The organism is Geodermatophilus sp. DSM 44513, from assembly GCF_032460525.1.
GTDB lineage: Bacteria > Actinomycetota > Actinomycetes > Mycobacteriales > Geodermatophilaceae > Geodermatophilus.
Genome location: NZ_CP135963.1, coordinates 856,414 through 873,219, shown reverse-complemented (window position 1 = coordinate 873,219; position 16,806 = coordinate 856,414). Strand labels below are relative to the sequence as shown.

Sequence of the window (16,806 nt, the reverse complement as noted above, 5' to 3'; positions counted from 1 at the left end):
GGCCGATGACAACCGGAGACCGGCGGCCCCGTGCGCGGGTGCTGCCACCCCTCCCCGAACGAGCGGAAGGACCGCCGTGATCCGTGTGACGCGCCTGAACGGTGAGCGGTTCGCGCTCAACCCCGACCTGGTGGAGCGCGTGGAGGGGCACCCCGACACCGTCGTGTTCCTCGTCGACGGCACCCGGTACATCGTCTCGGAGAGCGTGGACGACGTGCTCGTGGAGATCCGCGAGTACCGCGCCAGCATCCTCGCCACCGCCTACGAGATGGACCGCGGAACGTACCGCTCGCCGTCCCGTGCCGAGGAGGACGCGAGCGCCTCCGTCGTGCCCTTCCCGGCTCGCGAGGAGCGCTGACCCCGTGGACCCCGCCACCCTGATCGGGTTCGTCGTCTCCATGGTCGCCCTCCTGGTCTTCATGATCATGGAGGGGTCCGACCCGATGTCGCTGCTCTTCCTGCCGGCGATCATCCTCGTCCTCGTCGCCACCTTCGGTGCGGCGATGGCGCACCAGACGATGGACGACCTCAAGAAGATGCCCGGCTGGTTCAAGGCTGCCCTGATGCCGGCCAGGGTGCCGCCGGCCACCGAGCAGATCCAGACCCTGGTCAGCCTCGCGGAGAAGGCCCGCAAGGAGGGCCTGCTGGCGCTGGAGGCGCAGGTCAAGCAGATCGAGGACCCGTTCCTCAAGCGCGGCCTGCAGATGGGCATCGACGGCACCGACCCCGAGGAGCTGCGCACCGTCCTGGAGAGCGAGATCGCCGCCCGCAAGACCGAGGACAAGGTCGCCGCCAAGTTCATGACCGCGATGGGCGGCTACGCACCGACCATCGGCATCGTCGGCTGCATCGTCGGCCTGATGAACGTGATGGCCAACCTCAGCAACCCCGAGGCGCTGGGCCCGATGATCGCCGCGGCGTTCGTCGCCACCCTGTGGGGCGTCATGGCCGCGAACTTCTGGTTCCTGCCCATGGGCGCCAAGATCCTGCGGGTCAGCGAGCTCAAGGCCGCCCAGATGGAGCTGCTCGTCGAGGGCATCGCGGAGATCCAGGCCGGCACCAGCCCGCGCGCCGTCCGGCTCAAGCTCAACTCCCTCATCCCGCCCAGCGAACTGGCCCGGGAGGCGGCGTGACCGCCCCCCGCCGCACCCGCCGAGCGGCCCGGTGAGCGCCGGGCACGGCGGGAGTCGGCGCGGCAAGAAGCACGAGGAGGAGGAGCACGAGAACCACGAGCGGTGGCTGGTCTCCTACGCCGACATGGTGACCCTGCTGCTGGTGACCTTCGTGGTGCTCTACGCGATGAGCCAGGTGGACCAGACGAAGTTCGCCGCCCTGGCCAAGGGCCTGTCCGCGAGCCTCGGCGGGCCCATCACCGTGCAGCCCGGGCCCACCCCGGAGGGCTCGGTGCTCGACGGGCTGCCCGGGGCCATCGACATCGCCTCGGCCATCGCGCCGGAGGAGACCGTCGCCCAGGCGGAGGTGGACGCCGCCGCCGCGGCCGCCGCGCTCGCCGAGGCCCGGCAGGTCGCCGCCGAGGCGCAGGCCCAGTACGAGGACCTCGCCGCGATCCGGGACCGGATCGACGCCGCCCTGACCGCCGCCGGGTACGCCGGCGCGGCCCGCTACGAGATCGACGAGCGCGGGCTGGTGGTGCACATCGTCGCCGACCAGGTGCTCTTCGACGCCGAGCAGGCCGTGCTGCGCCCGGAGGGCCGGGCCATCCTCGACGCCGTGGCGCCCACGCTGGCCGGGCTGCCCAACTCCCTGGGCGTCGAGGGGCACGCCAACCACCTGCCGGTCACCCCCGGCGGGGTGTGGCCGTCGAACTGGGAGCTGTCGGCCTACCGCGCGACGACCGTCGTCCGGTACCTGGCGGCCACCGGCATCCCGGGGCCCCGGATGGTCGCCAACGGCTACGCCGACACCGCCCCGCTGGTCCCCCCGTCGGACCCGACGGCGATCGGCGTGAACCGCCGCGTCGACGTCGTCGTCCAGTCCACCGCCTCCGCGGAGGCCAACGAACTGCTCCCCGGCCTGGACGCCGGGCTGACCCAGGAAGGCACCGATGGCTGACAAGAAGAAGGACGAGACCCCCGCGGACGGCGAGGCGACCGGCGGCGGCAAGAAGAAGCTGCTGCTGATCGGCGTCGTGGCGCTGCTCGCGGTCGCCGGCGCGGCGTACTTCTTCCTCTTCGCCGGCAGCGGGGAGGCCGAGGCCGCCGCCGAGCCCGAGCACGCCGGGTACGCGGCGCTGGAGCCGATCGCGGTGAACCTCGCCGGCGGCGGCTACCTCAAGATCGGCATCACCCTGGACTACACCGTCGCGGCCGCCGGGGACGGGCACGGCGGCGGCGGGGTCGACGGCGCCAAGGCCCTCGACCTGGTCATCTCCACCTACTCCCAGGCCCAGCCGGCCGACGTGGTGGGTGCCCGGGACGCGCTCAAGGAGGCCCTCGAGCAGAAGATCGTCGAGGCCTACACGGAGGACGGCGTCCCGTTCGTGAAGGGCATCTACCTCACGGAGTACGTCACCCAGTGACCACCGGGGCGCACCCCGAGGTGAGCCCCGCCGGCACCACCCGTCACACCCGCCCGCCCTGACCGGCAGCGCCCCCCGCCGCTGGTCAGGGCGGTCGCGTCCCCCGCCGATGAACCCAGGCGTGACCCGCCCCGACACCGGACCCGCCCCCACCGGGCGCAGCCGCCGCGGCGAGCCCCGGACCTACGACTTCCGCCGCCCCACCAAGCTCTCCCGCGAGCACGTGCGGGTGCTGCAGATCGCCCAGGAGGCGTTCTCCCGGCAGGCCACGACGGTGCTCACCTCGATGCTGCGGGCCGGTGCGCGCCTGGAGCTGCTGGGCATCGAGCAGCAGTCCTACGACGACTACGTCGCGACGCTGCCCGACCCGTGCTTCATCGTCACCTTCACCATCGAGCCGCTGGCCGGCAAGGGCGTGCTGGCCTACCCGCTGGACGTCGCGATGGCCGCCGTCGACCACATGCTCGGCGGCTCCGGCGCCGCGGAGCAGCCCGCGCGGCCGATGACGATCATGGAGACGTCGATCACCCGGCACCTGATCGGCCGGCTGCTGCAGGAGTTCACCGCCTCCTTCGCGCACATCCTCGAGCTGCAGCCCGAGCTCAGCGAGGTCGAGTACAACCCGCAGCTGGCCCAGGCCGCGGCCGGGTCGGACACGGTGATGGTGGCCTCCTTCACCATGGGCATCGGCGCCCGCAGCGGGGTGGCCACGCTGGTGCTGCCGTTCTCCTCCTTCCAGACCCCGCTGAACAACGCCGCCTCCCCGCAGCTGTCGGAGTCCGCGCAGGCCAAGCGGCGGCGCGCCCTGGAGGCGCTGACCGAGCGGCTCACCCAGGTGCCCGTGGACGTCGGCGTGCGGTTCAGCGCGCTCGAGGTGTCCTCCGAGGACCTGCTCTCCCTCGCGATCGGCGACGTGCTGCTGCTGCGCCACCCGCAGGACGCCCCGCTCGAGGTCACCACCAACGACGTGACCTTCGCCCACGCCATCGCCAGCAACCACCGCCGCCGGCTCGCCGCGGCCATCGTCCCCACGCCGGCCGCCGGCCAGCGCGCTGCCCACAGCTCCGTCCCCCCGGCCCAGAAGGACTCCGCATGACCTCCTCCGTGGACCACTCCCAGGCCTCCGAGACCGTGATCGCCGTCGTGGCGTCGGCGGCCCGCGCCGCGGCCGCGCTGGTGCCGGCGACGGCCGAGCTCGTCCCCGGCGCGCCGGTCAGCGACCCCGACGCCGTCCTCGTCCCGGCGACGGCCACCACCGCGGTGGCCGCGCGGTTGTCCGGGGAGGTGAGCGGGGACGTCGTGCTGGTGGTGTCCGCCGAGGTCGTCGACGCCCTCGCCAACTCCCCCGTGGGCCCGATGGACGTCGCCACCGCGCTGCGCCCGGCCCTGGAGGCCGCCGCGGCCACCCTGGGCCGGGTGCGGGTGGACGCCGAGCGCACCGAGGAGCCCGACGCCGCGCTGGACGGTCTGCGGGACAAGGGCATGTTCGTCGCCGTCCCGCTGATGGCCGCCGGCGGCACCGTCGAGGCGGTCCTCGCCCTGCAGGTGACCCTGCCCCAGCCGCGCACCCAGCGCGGCAGCCTGGACCTGCTGCGGCACGTGGCCATGGAGGTCACCGTCGAGATCGGCCGCACCCGGATGACCGTCGGCGAGCTGCTCTCCCTGCACCCCGGCGAGGTCGTCGAGCTCGACCGCGCCGCCAGCGCACCGGCCGACCTGCTGGTCAACGGCACGCTGATCGCCCGCGGCGAGGTGGTCGTCGTCGACGAGGACTTCGGCCTGCGGATCAGCGAGATCATCACCGACGCCGCCGCCTCCGAGATCGGCTCCCGGGCATGACGTGGATGGTCATCCGGCTGGTGCTCTCCTTGGCCCTGATCGCCGGCGTGCTGTGGTTCGCGGCAGGGGTGGCGCGCAAGCGCGGCCTCGGCCAGGGCAACGGGCTGATCGAGGTCGTCGCCCGGCAGCGCATGGGCCGGGCCAGCAGCGTCAGCGTCGTCCGGATCGCCGGGCGCGTGCTGGTCGTCGGCTCCACCGAGGAGCAGGTCACCCTGCTGGCCGAGGTGGACGGCGACGCGGTCGCCGAGGCCGTCGCCGAGCAGCGGGCCGCGCAGCCGGCGATGGCCGGGGCGCCCGGCGCGCTGGCCGGTTCGGTGTTCGACCGCGACGGCTGGACGACCTTCGTCTCGCAGCTGCGGGACCGGACGGTTCGCCGCTGATGACCGCCTCCCCCGCCCCGGTCCGGGGCGTCCCGGTCGCGCGGCGCGTGGGGCTGGTCCTGCTGCTCGCGGCGCTGCTCGGCGTCCTGCTCGCGCTGCTGGCGGGGCCGGCGTCCGCCGTCGAGGCGCCGGTCGCCCCGACGGCCCCGGTCGCGCCGGTGGTTCCCGGCGTCGAGGGCGGCGTGGACATCTCCATCGGCGGCGGCAGCCCGAGCACCTCGATCACGCTGATCCTGGCCATCACGGTGCTGTCGGTCGCCCCGGCGGTGCTGCTGCTCGCCACGTCCTTCACCAAGATCATCGTGGTGCTGTCGCTGACCCGGAACGCGCTGGGCATGCAGATGTCCCCGCCGAACACCGTGCTCACCGGCATCGCGCTGTTCCTGACCCTGTTCGTCATGGGCCCGGTGCTCACCGAGATCAACGACACCGCCGTGCAGCCCTACCTCGCCGGCGCCATGACCGTGTCGCAGTCCTACGACGTCGGCGTCGTCCCGCTGCGGGCGTTCCTGCTGGACAACACCCGCGAGGACGAGCTGGCGCTGATGGTCGGGCTGTCCGGCGAGGAGGCCCCGGCCGACGCCGCCGCGGTGAGCATGACGACGCTGGTGCCCGCGTTCGTGCTCTCGGAGCTCAAGAGTGCCTTCATCATCGGGCTGGTCGTGTTCATCCCGTTCCTGGTGCTGGACATGCTGGTCAGCGCCGCGCTCATGTCGATGGGCATGATGATGGTGCCGCCGGTGATCGTCTCCCTGCCGTTCAAGCTGCTGCTGTTCGTGGTGGTCGACGGCTGGGCGCTGATCACCACGGCGCTGGTGGGGAGCTACGGGTGAGCGCCACGAGGACGACGCGCGAGCGAGCACCGCTGTGGGCGCCAGGGAGCCGACGGGTCGTGAGCATCGCAGCGAGCGCCAGCGAGCGAGGAGCGGAGCGACCGCGGAGGCGACCCGTGCGGTCGACCGAGGAGCGGAACGAGCACGGAGTCGAGTCATGAGTGACGCCGACGTCACCGAGATCGCCGTGGCGACGATGCTGGTCGGGGCCAAGGTCGCCGCGCCCGTGCTGCTGACCGCGCTGCTGGTCGGGTTCCTCATCTCGCTGTTCCAGGCGGCGACGCAGATCCAGGAACCGACGCTGTCGTTCGTGCCGAAGATGATCGCGGTCGCGATCGCGCTGCTGGTCACGGGCAACTGGGTGCTCGCCGAGCTGGTGAGCTTCACCCAGTCCCTGTTCGACTCGCTGCCCCGGCTGCTCGACCGGACGTAGCGGCCGTGGACCTCGAGGTCCCGGCGGGCACCCTGGCGGCCCTGCTGCTCGGCACCGCCCGCGCCACCGGGTTCATCCTGCTGGCCCCGCCGTTCACCTCCAAGAGCATCCCCGCCCCGGTGAAGGGCGCGCTGGCGCTGGCCCTGTCGGTCGCGCTGATGACCCGCATCGCCGCGGACATGCCGGCCCCGACCACCGGGTTCCTCGTCGTCGGCGCCCTCACCGAGGTGGTCATCGGCGCGGCGCTGGGCTTCGTCGTGCACGTGCTGTTCGCCGCCGTCCAGTACGCCGGTGACCTCATCGACCTCACCGGCGGCTTCTCGCTGCAGCCGGCCTACGACCCGCTGTCGATGACGACCGCCTCCTCGGTCGGCCGGCTGCACCACATGCTGGCCACCACGCTGCTGTTCACCAGCGGCGGGCACCTGCTGGTCGTGCGGGGGTTCGCCACCTCCTACGAGGGGATGCCGGTCGGGGGGTCGGTGCCCACCGAGCAGCTGGCCCCGGTGCTGATCACCGCGCTGTCGCTGATGTTCCTGGCGGCGCTGCAGATCGCCGGGCCGATGGTCGCGGTGCTGCTGCTCGCCGACGTCGCGCTCGCGCTGCTGTCCCGCGCCGCGCCCGCGCTCAACATCTTCGCCTTCGGCTTCCCGGTGAAGATCATGCTCACGCTGACCCTGCTGGGCCTGACCTTCCCGCTGCTGCCCCCCGCGCTGGACGCGCTGCTCGAGCACGCCGTCCGGGCCATGGTCTCCCTGCGGAGCGGGTGATGCGGGTGCCGCCCACCCGGCGAGATCGGCGGTCTCGCCCGGCTGCGGCCTCCCGAGCGTGCGAGATCGCCGATCTCGCCGGTCCCGGGAGGGGGTGAGCCGTGGCCAAGGACGGGCCGGGTGGGGAGAAGACCGAGGCCCCGACTCCCCAGCGCCTGAAGAAGGCGCGCAAGGAAGGGCAGATCCCGCGGACTCAGGAGCTCGGCACCTGGGCCGGCGCGGCGGCGGCCAGCTACCTGCTGCCGATGCTGGTCAGGAACGCCTACGACGAGGTCGGCCGGATGTTCGTGGCGGTCGAGGTGGTGGTCGAGGAGCCCGAGGTCGAGACCGTGACCGGGCTGCTCGGGCAGGCACTGGCCGCCTTCGTCACCGTGGTGCTGCCGATGGCGGTGGCGCTGATGGTCGTGGGCGTCGTCGCATCCGCCGCACAGGGCGGGGTCTCCGTCAGCGGCAAGCCGCTGAAGCCGACGTTGCAGAAGCTCAACCCGTTCCCGGGGATCAAGCGGATGTTCGGCGGCCACGGACTGTGGGAGGCCGCCAAGGCGATCATCAAGACCGCGGCGCTGGCCACCGTCGTCGTGGTCACCAGCGACCGGGCGCAGGAGCTGGTCTCCTCGGCCGGCGCGCTGCCGCTCTCGGCGGTCACCACGACCTTCACCGAGTCCGCCGTGCTGATGTTCCGCGTCGTCGCGGTCACCGGCCTGACGATCGCGATCGCCGACTACGTCATCGTCCGCCGCCAGATCATGCAGAAGCTCAAGATGAGCCGGTACGAGATCGAGCAGGAGCACAAGAACTCCGAGGGCGACCCGCACGTCAAGGCCCAGCGGCGGGCCACCCAGATGGCGATGTCGCGCAACCGGATGATGGCCGAGGTCGCCACCGCCGACGTGCTGCTGGTCAACCCCACCCACGTCGCCGTCGCGCTGCGCTACCAGCCCGACCGCGGCGCGCCCCGGGTCGTGGCCAAGGGCGCCGACGAGGTCGCCGCCAAGCTGCGCGAGCGCGCCGCCGAGGCACGGGTGCCCTTGGTCCACGACGTCCCGCTGGCCCGCGCCCTGCACGCCTCCTGCGACATCGGCCAGGAGGTGCCGGCCCAGCTGTTCACCGCGGTGGCCCGAGTGCTGGCCTTCGTCATGCAGCTGTCGGCGCGGGGCGTGCGCGGCGGCGTCCACCGCCCCGGCTTCGCCGCGCCGGACGTCGAGGACCTGCCCCGCGCCGGCGCCCGTCGCTGAAGAAGGACCCTCCTGCCCCCGCGCCTCGGCCCCCTTGCAGGGTCCCGCCGCGAGCTCGCGAGTGGCGGGGGGCAAGGGGGTCCTTCTACTGCAGGAGGGCCGACGTTGCGTCTGGGGTAGGCGGGACGGCCGGGGCGGACGGCGGTGTCCAGCGCGAGGCGTGCTGCCGATGAGACCCCCGTGCGAGGGATCTCGAAGGCCGCCGTCCCGATCGGCGTGGTGGCCATCGTCCTGATGCTCGTCGTCCCGCTGCCCGCCGCGGTCCTGGACCTGCTGCTGGGCCTGAACATCACCGCCTCGCTGCTGATCCTGCTGGTCGCCATGCAGATCCGGCGGCCGCTGGACTTCGCCGTCTTCCCGTCGCTGATCCTCATCGCGACGCTGTTCCGGCTGGCGCTCAACGTCTCCTCGACCCGGCTGGTGCTCACCGACGGCTACGCCGGCAAGGTCATCGAGGCGTTCGGGCACTTCGTCATCGGCGGCTCGCTGATCGTCGGCCTGGTGATCTTCGTGATCCTGACGATCATCCAGTTCGTCGTCATCACCAACGGTGCCGGCCGCGTGGCCGAGGTCGGCGCCCGCTTCACCCTCGACGCGATGCCCGGCAAGCAGATGGCCATCGACGCCGACCTCAACGCCGGGCTGATCAACGAGAAGCAGGCCCGCCGGCGGCGCACCGAGGTCACCGCCGAGGCCGACTTCTACGGCTCGATGGACGGCGCGTCGAAGTTCGTCAAGGGCGACGCCATCGCGGCCATCATCATCACACTGATCAACCTCATCGGTGGCATGGCGATCGGCGTCATGCAGCTGGGCATGGCGCCCGGTGACGCGGTCTCCACCTACTCGCTGCTGACCGTCGGCGACGGCCTGGTCTCCCAGATCCCCGCGCTGCTGCTGTCCACCGCGACCGGCATCATCGTCACCCGCTCGGCCTCCGACGGGGACATGGGCACCGACCTGCTGGCCCAGCTCGGCCGGTTCAAGTCCCCGGTGCGGATCACCGGCGGCGCGTCGCTCGCGCTGTGCCTGATCCCCGGGCTGCCCAAGCTGCCGTTCCTGCTCATCGGGGCGGCCTTCCTGCTCGCCGCCTCACGCATGCAGGAGACGACGGACGACGAGGAGGACACCGACCCGCAGGCCGCCGCGGACGACGAGCCCCGGCCGGACTCCCCCGAGGCGATCGCGGAGAAGATGCGGGTCGACCCGCTGGAGCTCGAGGTGGCCTACGACCTGGTCGACCTGGTCGACACCGCCCGCGGCGGTGACCTGCTGGACCGGGTCAAGGCGCTGCGCCGGAAGGTCGCGATGGAGACCGGCCTGGTCATCCCGCTGGTGCGCACCCGCGACAACCTGGACCTGCCGTCCTCGCAGTACGTCATCTGGCTCAACGGCGTCCCGGCGGCCAAGGGCACCTCGCCGCCCGGCACGGTGCTGGCGATCGGCGACGCGCTGGACGGGCTGCCCGGCCGGGCCACCCGCGAGCCGGTGTTCGGGCTGCCCGCCAAGTGGGTGCCGGCCGAGCTGCAGCGGCAGGCGGAGATGGCCGGCGCCACCGTCGTCGACCGCTCCTCGGTCATCACCACGCACCTGGCCGAGGTCGTCCGGCAGAACGCCGCGGACCTGCTCGGCCGGGAGGACGTGCGGCTGCTGGTCGAGATGGTCAAGCGCACCCACCCGGTCGTCGTCGACGAGCTCACCCCGGCGCTGCTCACCCTGGGCGAGGTGCAGCGGGTGCTGCACGGGCTGCTCGCCGAGAACGTGTCCATCCGCGACCTGGTGCGCATCTTCGAGGCGCTGTCGGTGCGGGCGAAGACCTCCACGGACGTCGACGGGCTGGTCGAGGCCGCCCGCTCCGCGCTCGGGGCGGCGATCAGCCACCCCTACGTCACCCCCGACGAGCAGCTGCACGTGCTGACCCTCGACCCGGCGTTCGAGCAGCGGCTGCTCGAGGCCGTGCGGCACAGCGAGGGCGGTCAGGTCCTCGCCCTGGACGCCGGCACGGTCGACGCGCTGGTCAACGGCTGCACCGGCCTGCTGACCGACGCCGAGCGCCTCGGCCTGGCCCCGGTGCTGGTGTGCTCCCCGCAGGTCCGGGCCGCACTGTCCCGCCTGATGCGTCAGATCCTCCCCCGCCTGCCGGTGATCTCCTACACGGAGGTCTCCCGGACGGCCCAGATCGAGTCACTGGGAGTGGTGAACGGTGCCTTTGCCGTCCGTTGAGGCCGCCTCTCGCGAGGCCGCCATCGCCGCCGCGCGGGAGCAGTACGGGTCCGCCGTCCGCATCATCGGCATCCGCCGGGTGCGCAGCGGCGGGGTCATGGGCTTCTTCACCACCGAGCGCTTCGTCGCCGAGGTGGAGGAGCCCCCGCCGGCCCCGGTCGAGCGCCGCCCGGCGTCCCGGGCGGAGTCGATGGCCCGCATCGAGGCCGCGCTGCGCCGCGACCCGGTGCTGCCCGACCCGGTCGACGAGGTCGCCGACCTGCTCGGCGGCGGCACCGCCCGGCCCGCCGCCGGCGTGTACTCGCGGTCCTCCGCCGCGCGCTCGTCCCGGCCGGCCGCCGGCCGGGCCGCCCGCCCCGCAGCGCAGCCGGCGCCTGCCGCGCGCCCCGCCGTGGCCGACCCGGCGCCGGCACCCGCACCGGTCCCGGAGGCGGCCCTGCCCCCGTCGCCGTTCACCGCCGCGCTGGCCGAGATGGTCGCCCGGGACGTCGACGTGCGCGAGGCGGTGGACGAGGCGATCGCCGCCGTCGCCCCCGCGCCCGCCCCGGTGGCGACGGTCGTCCCGGAGCCGGTCGTGCCCGCGGCGCCGGTCGCCGCCGTCCCGGCGCCCGCCCCGGCCCCGCCGCCGGTGGTCGAGCAGCCGGCCCCTGCACCCGTCCCCGCGGCCGCGGTGGCCGCCGGGTCCGAGGCCGGGGACGCCGGGCTGGACATCCTCTGGGCCCCCGCACCCGTCCCCGCACCCGTCCCCGCGCCGGCCCCCGCCGCCGCTCCCGTGTCGCCCCCGACCGTGGCCGCGCCGGCCGTCACCGTCGTCGCCCCCCCGGTGCCGGCTCCCCGTCCGGCCGCCGTCGCGCCGCCGGCTCCGCCGACGCCGCCGGTCCCGGTGCCCGAGTGGGTGCACGAGCCGGACTTCACCACCGGGCCGATCACCTCCCGGGAGGAGGCGATCGCCGAGGTGCTGCGGGCGGCGCTGGCCCACGACACGTCCGACGCGGCGCTCACCCAGCTGCTGCGCGGCGTGCTCGCCGGCTCCACACCGGCCGCGGACACCGCCGACGGGTGGGACGACGCGGACACCGCCGAGATCCCCGTGTGGGTCGACGCGACCGCCGAGGCCGACGAGTGGGAGGTGGCAGCCGACGTCCTGGCGCCGACCGCCAGCGACCCGGCCCCGCTGCCCGCCGACGCCACCACGGTCCTGCCGCCGCTGTCCCTGCTGCCGCCGCCGGCTCCGGGCACCGCGCTGGCCGTGCCGCCGCTGCTGGGCCGCCCGCCGGTGCCGCCGGCCATCGGCCGGGCCCCGGGGCAGTCGGTGGCCCGCCTGGCGTCGCCGGGCGCGCAGCCGCGGCTGGCCACCGTGACCCGCCTGCCGGTCGACAAGCGCGCCGCCGCCTCACGCCGCTCGGCCCCGATGGTGGTGCCGTCGGTCCGCGGGCGGTCGACGTCCGGCGGGGGCGGCGGGCCCCTGCCCGGCGCCGCCGAGGAGGCGCTCATCGACCGGCTGCTCGGGCTCGGCGTGCCCGAGCGGCTGCTGGGCGCGGAGTTCGCCGCCGAGGTCACCCGCCGGGGCGCCTACGCCGCGCTGACCAGCGCGCTGGCGGCCGGCCTGCCGACCGCACCGGCGGTGCCCAGCGGCGCCGGCGAGGTGCTGCTGGTGGTCGGGCCCGGCGTGGAGACCCTCGCCGCCGCCCGCGCGCTGGCCGCCTCGCTGCGGCTGGACGGCGAGCAGCTGCAGTGGGCCTCCCGCGGCGACCTGGCCGCGCTGGCGCCGCGCGGCAACCGGATCACCGGCATCGACACCGCCCTGGAGCGCCGCCAGGACGCCGACCGGTCCAGCGCGCTGACCATCGTGGCCGTCGACGTCCCCCTGCGCGCCGGCGGCGGGGCGTGGTTGGAGCAGATGGTCGCGGTCTTCGCGCCGGTCGGGGTGTGGGCGGTCGTCGAGGCCACCCGCAAGCCGGAGGACGTCGGCCCGTGGCTGGACGCGCTGCCCCGCGTGGACGCGCTGATGGTGCAGGACACCGACCTGACCGCCGACCCGGCCGCCGTCCTCGGCCGTACCGCCACCCCCGTGGCCCTCCTGGACGGCGCGCGGGCCACGGCGCACCGCTGGGCCTCGCTGCTGTGCGAGCGGCTGGAGGGAGCCGGGGCATGAACCCGCTGCGGTGGGACGTGCTGGCGGTGTCGCTGCTCCTGGCGCTGCCGGTGCTCGCGCTCGGGCTGCGCGGCGACCTGTCCACCGAGGACGTCGTCAGCCGGCTGCCCTGGTGCCTGGCGGCCGGCTGGGGCGCGGTGGCGCTGCTGCGCTGGGCCGCCACCCCGCCGCCGCCGGCTCGCCGCACCCGCCCGGCCCACGCCGACGAGGACGCCACGCCGCCCGCCCCCTGACGCGCCCGGGCCGCCGCGCGTGGGGGCCGCCTGACCGCCGCTGGACGCACTGCCGCGCGGTTGCTGCCGCTCCCACGCTGGTGCACCGGCGCCATCGCGCGGACGACAGCGCGGGAGTGGGCGTCGTCCACAGATCCGGTCGCGGACTCCTGCGGCTCCCTGTGCGAGACCACGATCGGCCGGTGACCGCTCCGGAGCCGGACCAGCCCTTCCTCCTCCGCCGCGCCGACGCGCTGGCCGCCGGCCACGACGACGCGGAACTCGCCCGGATGGTGCGTCGGGGCGAGCTCTGCCGCCTCCAGCGGGGGACGTACGCGCACTCGCCGGCGCAGCTGCCCACGGACGGCGCCGCCCGACACCGCCTGGCGGTGCTCGCCACGGCCGCGGACCTGCGCGCCCCGGCGGTCGTCTGCTCCCTGTCCGCTGCCGTGCTGCACGACCTCCCGGTGTGGGGCGCGCCGCTCGACCGGGTCCACGTGCTCCGCCGTCCTCCGGCGAGCGGTACCGGCAGCACCCGGTTGCGACTGCACGTGGGCCAGGTGGCGGACGACCGGCTCACCACGGTGGACGGCGTCCTCGTCACCGACGTCACCCGTACCGTCGTCGACGTCGCCCGGTCGGTGCCCTTCGAGTCCGCCGTCGTGGTGGCCGACCGCGCACTCCGCACCGGTGGCACCAGCCGGGACGAGCTGGAGCAATGCCTGACCCTGATGGAGCGCGTCCCCGGGGTCCGGGCCGCCGCACGCGTCGTCGCCTTCGCCGACCCGCTCAGCGAGAGCGTGGGCGAGAGCCGCAGCCGGGTGCTGATCCACCGCATCGGCCTGGCCGCCCCCGACCTGCAGGTGCGGGTCCTCCGTGCCGACCGGAGCGTCATCGCGCGGTGCGACTTCGGGTGGGAGGAGCACCGCACGCTCGGTGAGTTCGACGGGCGGGTGAAGTACGGCCGGCTGCTGAGGCCGGGCGAGGGGGCCGGCGATGTCGTCTTCAGGGAGAAGCGGCGGGAGGACGAGCTGCGCGACCACCGCTGGCAGGTGGCGCGCTGGACCTGGAGTGACCTGGACCGTCCGCGGGCGGTCGCCGACCGCCTGCTGCGCGCCTTCGCCCGGGGCCGCCGCTGACTCCCGCGCGGTTCCCCGCACTCCCGCGCCGTTGCACCGGCGAGGAGGTGGGGGGAACCGCGCGGGAGTGGGGCCGGGCGCCGGGACCGGCCGCCCGGGCACCCGGGCTCAGCGCGGGAGGTCCTCCAGCATCTCGGTGACCAGCGCGGCGATCGGTGAGCGCTCCGAGCGGGTCAGCGTCACGTGCGCGAACAGCGGGTGGCCCTTGAGCTGCTCGACCACCGCCGCGATGCCGTCGTGCCGGCCGACCCGCAGGTTGTCCCGCTGGGCGACGTCGTGGGTGAGCACCACCCGCGAGCCCGAGCCCAGCCGCGACAGCACGGTCAGCAGCACCCCGCGCTCCAGCGACTGCGCCTCGTCGACGATGACGAACGAGTCGTGCAGCGACCGACCGCGGATGTGGGTCAGCGGCAGCACCTCGATGAGGTCGCGCCCGGCGATCTCCTCGAGCACGTCCTTGGACACCAGCGCGCCGAGGGTGTCGTAGACCGCCTGCGCCCAGGGCGACATCTTCTCGCCCTCGGTGCCCGGCAGGTACCCGAGCTCCTGGCCGCCGACGGCGTAGAGCGGCCGGAAGACGACGACCTTCGCGTGCGCCCGCCGCTCCATCACCGACTCCAGCCCCGCGCACAGCGCCAGCGCGGACTTGCCGGTGCCGGCCCGCCCGCCGAGCGACACGATGCCGACCTCGGGGTCCAGCAGCAGGTCCAGCGCGATCCGCTGCTCCGCCGACCGGCCGTGCAGCCCGAAGGCCTCCCGGTCCCCGCGCACCAGCCGCACCTGCTTGTCCGGCGTCACCCGCCCCAGCGCGGACCCCCGCGAGGAGTGCAGCACCAGGCCGGTGTGCGCGGGCAGCTCGGCGGCGGCCGGCGCGTAGGCCTCCCCCGTCTCGTAGAGGGCGGACAGCTCGGCGTCGTCGAGGTCGACCTCGGCCATCCCGGTCCAGCCGGCGTCGACGGCGTCCAGGGCCCGGTAGTCGTCGGTGTCCAGGCCGACGGCCGCGGCCTTGACGCGCATGGGCACGTCCTTGGTGATGAGGGAGACGTCGGCGCCCTCGGCGCGCAGGTTGAGCGCGACCACCATGATCCGGCTGTCGTTGCTGTCGTTGCGGAAGCCGGCCGGCAGCACCGACGGGTCGCTGTGGTTGAGCTCCACGTGCAGCGTGCCGCCGTCCTCGCCCACGGGCACCGGCGCGTCGAGCCGGCCGTGCGCCACCCGCAGGTCGTCGAGCATCCGCAGCGCCTGCCGGGCGAACCAGCCGAGCTCGGGGTGGTTCCGCTTGTCCTCGAGCTCCCCGATCACGACCAGCGGGAGGACCACGTCGTGGGCACCCATGCGCAGCAGCGCGCCGGGGTCGGAGAGCAGGACGGAGGTGTCGAGGACGAACGTGCGGCGAGTACTCACGAGTCGACTCCCGTGGGGCGCAGGACGCGCCCCGGCTCGAAGGTGGCCGGGCCCCGGCCGGAGGCCGGGCGCCGGCCCCCCTGGTCGACGAGTTCGTCTGACACCGTCCGGGCCTCCCGTGGACGTCGGGGTGAGCCCGGCGTCCACCTCGGACGGTAGGCGCGGGAGGTGACGGGAGCGTGTCTGCGAGGCAGCGTGTCCCCCCTTAGGGGCACCAGCGGCACCAGCGGTCCCAGCGGCGCTCCTCAGCGGCGGCGGGGCCGCACGGCGACCAGCACCCACACCACCGGCACCAGCAGGACCGGCCACTGCAGCCTCAGGTCGCCCAGCCACCACAGGCCGCCGACCAGCAGCACGGCGAGCCAGCCCGCCGTCCACAGGCCCAGGTCCCGGGCCTCCTCCGGATCGCGGCGCGCCATGCCGCTCAGGCGGCCGGCAGCTCGCCGGCGACCGTCGCCGGGGTGAGGGGCTCGTCGAGCAGCCGGACGAACCGGTCGGCGACCGCCTGACCCGCTGGGCGCGCGTCCAGCCACCGGGCCAGCAGCGCGTGACCCTCCACGTAGGTGGTGGTGTAGGCCCGCCACAGCGGGTGGGTGAGGAAGCGCAGCTGCTGGCGGGCCCGGTCCGGGCTGACCAGCGACCAGCGCTGGATGAACGCGGCCACCTCGTCGTCCGGGGCACCCCGGTCGTGCAGCAGGACGGCGGCGTCCTGGCGCACCCGGTTCAGCGGCGCGGCGGCCGCGGCGATGCGCTCGGCGAGGTGCCCGTCCAGGTGCAGCCCGAGGTCGCCGAGCACCTCGGCCGCCCACGGGCCCCAGCCGTCGCCGATCGCGGCCTGCACGCCGAGGTCGGCCAGCCCCTCGGCCATCAGGCACTCGGGGGTGTTGACCAGGAAGACGGTGTGCTCCAGCCGCGAGCCGCGCTCCACCAGGCCGAGCTCCTTGCGGCAGTGCTCGGTGTGGTGCCCGGGGTAGGACTCGTGGGCGACCAGGTGCGGCAGCTGACCCAGCCGGTGCGGCAGGTCGGCGTTGATCGCGACGCGGGAGCGGTAGTCGCCCTCGTAGTAGTTGAACCCCGACCACGGCTGGTCGGTGACCACCTCGTAGCGGACCGTCTCCACCTCCGGCAGCCCGTACTCGGTGCGCACCCGGTCGCGCAGCGCGCTGGACAGCGCCTGCACGGCCTCGGCCAGCCGCTGCGGCGGGCACTCCTCGCGGCGCCGGTGGGCGGCGTACCGCTCGGCCAGCGGGCCGCTGCCCGGCAGCAACGCGTCGAGTTCGGCGTGCGCGGCGGCGTAGGCGGCCGGGTCGCCCAGGGTGAGGTCGACCTGGAAGTAGCTGCGCACCTCCTCGAGGAAGGGCACCGGCTCGCCGGCCATCCTCCGGGCGGTGCACTCCAGCGCGGTCACCTGGCCGCGGATGAAGTCGGAGCGGTCGGCCGGCAGGTCGGCGGCGGCCAGTTCGCCCAGCAGTGCCCGGGCGCGGTCGCGCAGCCCCTGCGGGGTGGGCGCCGGCTCGTCGGCGACCGCGGCCCGGATGCGCCGGTCGCCGGTGTAGGCGTCGACGAAGCCCGGCTCCAGCCGGTCGAAGCGCAGCCCGAGCCGCACGTACTCCAGGGGGACGTCGGGTGAGCGCGCCATGACCG

The 16,806-nt window shown here is 74.6% G+C and carries 18 protein-coding genes; 15 read left to right on the top strand and 3 right to left on the bottom strand.

The features are described from left to right. Positions 1-76 precede the first annotated feature (76 nt). The 15 genes from RTG05_RS04110 (at position 77) to RTG05_RS04040 (ending at position 13,758) form a co-directional block, all read left to right on the top strand. Complete coding sequence (locus tag RTG05_RS04110; RefSeq protein ID WP_166527571.1) at positions 77-358, top strand: flagellar FlbD family protein; 282 nt, start codon at positions 77-79, stop codon at positions 356-358. A 4-nt stretch (positions 359-362) separates the two neighbouring features. Further along, entirely contained in the window at positions 363-1,133 is a 771-nt protein-coding gene (locus RTG05_RS04105; protein WP_166527570.1) for a motility protein A, read from the top strand. Between the two features lie 31 nt (positions 1,134-1,164). Then, entirely contained in the window at positions 1,165-2,073 is a 909-nt protein-coding gene (locus tag RTG05_RS04100) for an OmpA/MotB family protein (protein WP_166527569.1), read from the top strand. Then, positions 2,066-2,539: a flagellar basal body-associated FliL family protein gene (gene fliL / locus RTG05_RS04095; RefSeq protein WP_166527568.1), complete on the top strand. Its 474-nt coding sequence runs from the start codon at positions 2,066-2,068 to the stop codon at positions 2,537-2,539. The genes RTG05_RS04100 and fliL overlap by 8 nt, the downstream gene beginning before the upstream one ends. A 121-nt stretch (positions 2,540-2,660) precedes the next feature. Beyond that, entirely contained in the window at positions 2,661-3,635 is a 975-nt protein-coding gene (locus tag RTG05_RS04090) for a flagellar motor switch protein FliM (RefSeq protein WP_315912308.1), read from the top strand. Next, on the top strand, positions 3,632-4,378 hold the full coding sequence (gene fliN / locus RTG05_RS04085; protein WP_166527566.1) for a flagellar motor switch protein FliN: 747 nt from the start codon (positions 3,632-3,634) through the stop codon (positions 4,376-4,378). The genes RTG05_RS04090 and fliN overlap by 4 nt, the downstream gene beginning before the upstream one ends. Further along, complete coding sequence (locus tag RTG05_RS04080; protein ID WP_166527565.1) at positions 4,375-4,758, top strand: FliO/MopB family protein; 384 nt, start codon at positions 4,375-4,377, stop codon at positions 4,756-4,758. Before fliN ends, RTG05_RS04080 begins: the two co-directional genes overlap by 4 nt. Next, a complete protein-coding gene (gene fliP / locus RTG05_RS04075) occupies positions 4,758-5,591 on the top strand; it encodes a flagellar type III secretion system pore protein FliP (protein ID WP_166527564.1) in 834 nt (277 codons plus the stop codon). The genes RTG05_RS04080 and fliP overlap by 1 nt, the downstream gene beginning before the upstream one ends. Before the next feature lie 157 nt (positions 5,592-5,748). Next, positions 5,749-6,024 (top strand): flagellar biosynthesis protein FliQ, encoded by a 276-nt coding sequence (gene fliQ / locus RTG05_RS04070; protein ID WP_089306318.1) that lies wholly within the window; start codon positions 5,749-5,751, stop codon positions 6,022-6,024. Positions 6,025-6,029: 5 nt separating this feature from the next. Next, positions 6,030-6,794, top strand: coding sequence for a flagellar biosynthetic protein FliR (gene fliR / locus RTG05_RS04065; RefSeq protein WP_166527563.1), 765 nt, complete (start codon positions 6,030-6,032; stop codon positions 6,792-6,794). A gap of 101 nt (positions 6,795-6,895) precedes the next feature. Further along, positions 6,896-8,029, top strand: coding sequence for an EscU/YscU/HrcU family type III secretion system export apparatus switch protein (locus RTG05_RS04060; protein WP_166527562.1), 1,134 nt, complete (start codon positions 6,896-6,898; stop codon positions 8,027-8,029). Between the two features lie 180 nt (positions 8,030-8,209). Next, on the top strand, positions 8,210-10,252 hold the full coding sequence (gene flhA / locus RTG05_RS04055) for a flagellar biosynthesis protein FlhA (RefSeq protein ID WP_166527561.1): 2,043 nt from the start codon (positions 8,210-8,212) through the stop codon (positions 10,250-10,252). Then, positions 10,239-12,407: a hypothetical protein gene (locus tag RTG05_RS04050; RefSeq protein ID WP_315912307.1), complete on the top strand. Its 2,169-nt coding sequence runs from the start codon at positions 10,239-10,241 to the stop codon at positions 12,405-12,407. Before flhA ends, RTG05_RS04050 begins: the two co-directional genes overlap by 14 nt. Beyond that, a complete protein-coding gene (locus tag RTG05_RS04045) occupies positions 12,404-12,640 on the top strand; it encodes a hypothetical protein (protein ID WP_166527558.1) in 237 nt (78 codons plus the stop codon). The genes RTG05_RS04050 and RTG05_RS04045 overlap by 4 nt, the downstream gene beginning before the upstream one ends. A gap of 182 nt (positions 12,641-12,822) precedes the next feature. After that, a complete protein-coding gene (locus RTG05_RS04040; RefSeq protein ID WP_166527557.1) occupies positions 12,823-13,758 on the top strand; it encodes a type IV toxin-antitoxin system AbiEi family antitoxin domain-containing protein in 936 nt (311 codons plus the stop codon). 108 nt (positions 13,759-13,866) lie between these two features. Here the strand turns inward: RTG05_RS04040 and RTG05_RS04035 are convergent, their stop codons facing one another. From RTG05_RS04035 to RTG05_RS04025, 3 genes are all read right to left on the bottom strand, one after another. Beyond that, positions 13,867-15,162 carry an RNA 5'-3' helicase PhoH2 gene (locus RTG05_RS04035; protein WP_166527556.1) on the bottom strand — a complete coding sequence of 432 codons (1,296 nt, stop codon included), beginning with the start codon at positions 15,160-15,162 and terminating at the stop codon, positions 13,867-13,869. 245 nt (positions 15,163-15,407) lie between these two features. Then, positions 15,408-15,581: a hypothetical protein gene (locus tag RTG05_RS04030; protein WP_166527555.1), complete on the bottom strand. Its 174-nt coding sequence runs from the start codon at positions 15,579-15,581 to the stop codon at positions 15,408-15,410. Positions 15,582-15,586: 5 nt separating this feature from the next. Further along, the gene (locus RTG05_RS04025; protein WP_166527554.1) at positions 15,587-16,801 is read right to left on the bottom strand and encodes a DUF885 domain-containing protein; all 1,215 of its coding nucleotides are present in this window, start codon (positions 16,799-16,801) and stop codon (positions 15,587-15,589) included. Between the last annotated feature and the right edge of the window lie 5 nt (positions 16,802-16,806).

Excerpts from the sequence above, each read along its gene's own strand:
- RTG05_RS04080 (WP_166527565.1), top strand. The coding sequence starts at position 4,375 with ATGACGTGGATGGTCATCCGGCTGGTGCTCTCCTTGGCCCTGATCGCC.
- fliN (WP_166527566.1), top strand. The coding sequence starts at position 3,632 with ATGACCTCCTCCGTGGACCACTCCCAGGCCTCCGAGACCGTGATCGCC.
- fliL (WP_166527568.1), top strand. The coding sequence starts at position 2,066 with ATGGCTGACAAGAAGAAGGACGAGACCCCCGCGGACGGCGAGGCGACC.
- fliP (WP_166527564.1), top strand. The coding sequence starts at position 4,758 with ATGACCGCCTCCCCCGCCCCGGTCCGGGGCGTCCCGGTCGCGCGGCGC.
- fliQ (WP_089306318.1), top strand. The coding sequence starts at position 5,749 with ATGAGTGACGCCGACGTCACCGAGATCGCCGTGGCGACGATGCTGGTC.
- RTG05_RS04045 (WP_166527558.1), top strand. The coding sequence starts at position 12,404 with ATGAACCCGCTGCGGTGGGACGTGCTGGCGGTGTCGCTGCTCCTGGCG.
- RTG05_RS04025 (WP_166527554.1), bottom strand. The coding sequence starts at position 16,801 with ATGGCGCGCTCACCCGACGTCCCCCTGGAGTACGTGCGGCTCGGGCTG.
- RTG05_RS04030 (WP_166527555.1), bottom strand. The coding sequence starts at position 15,581 with ATGGCGCGCCGCGATCCGGAGGAGGCCCGGGACCTGGGCCTGTGGACG.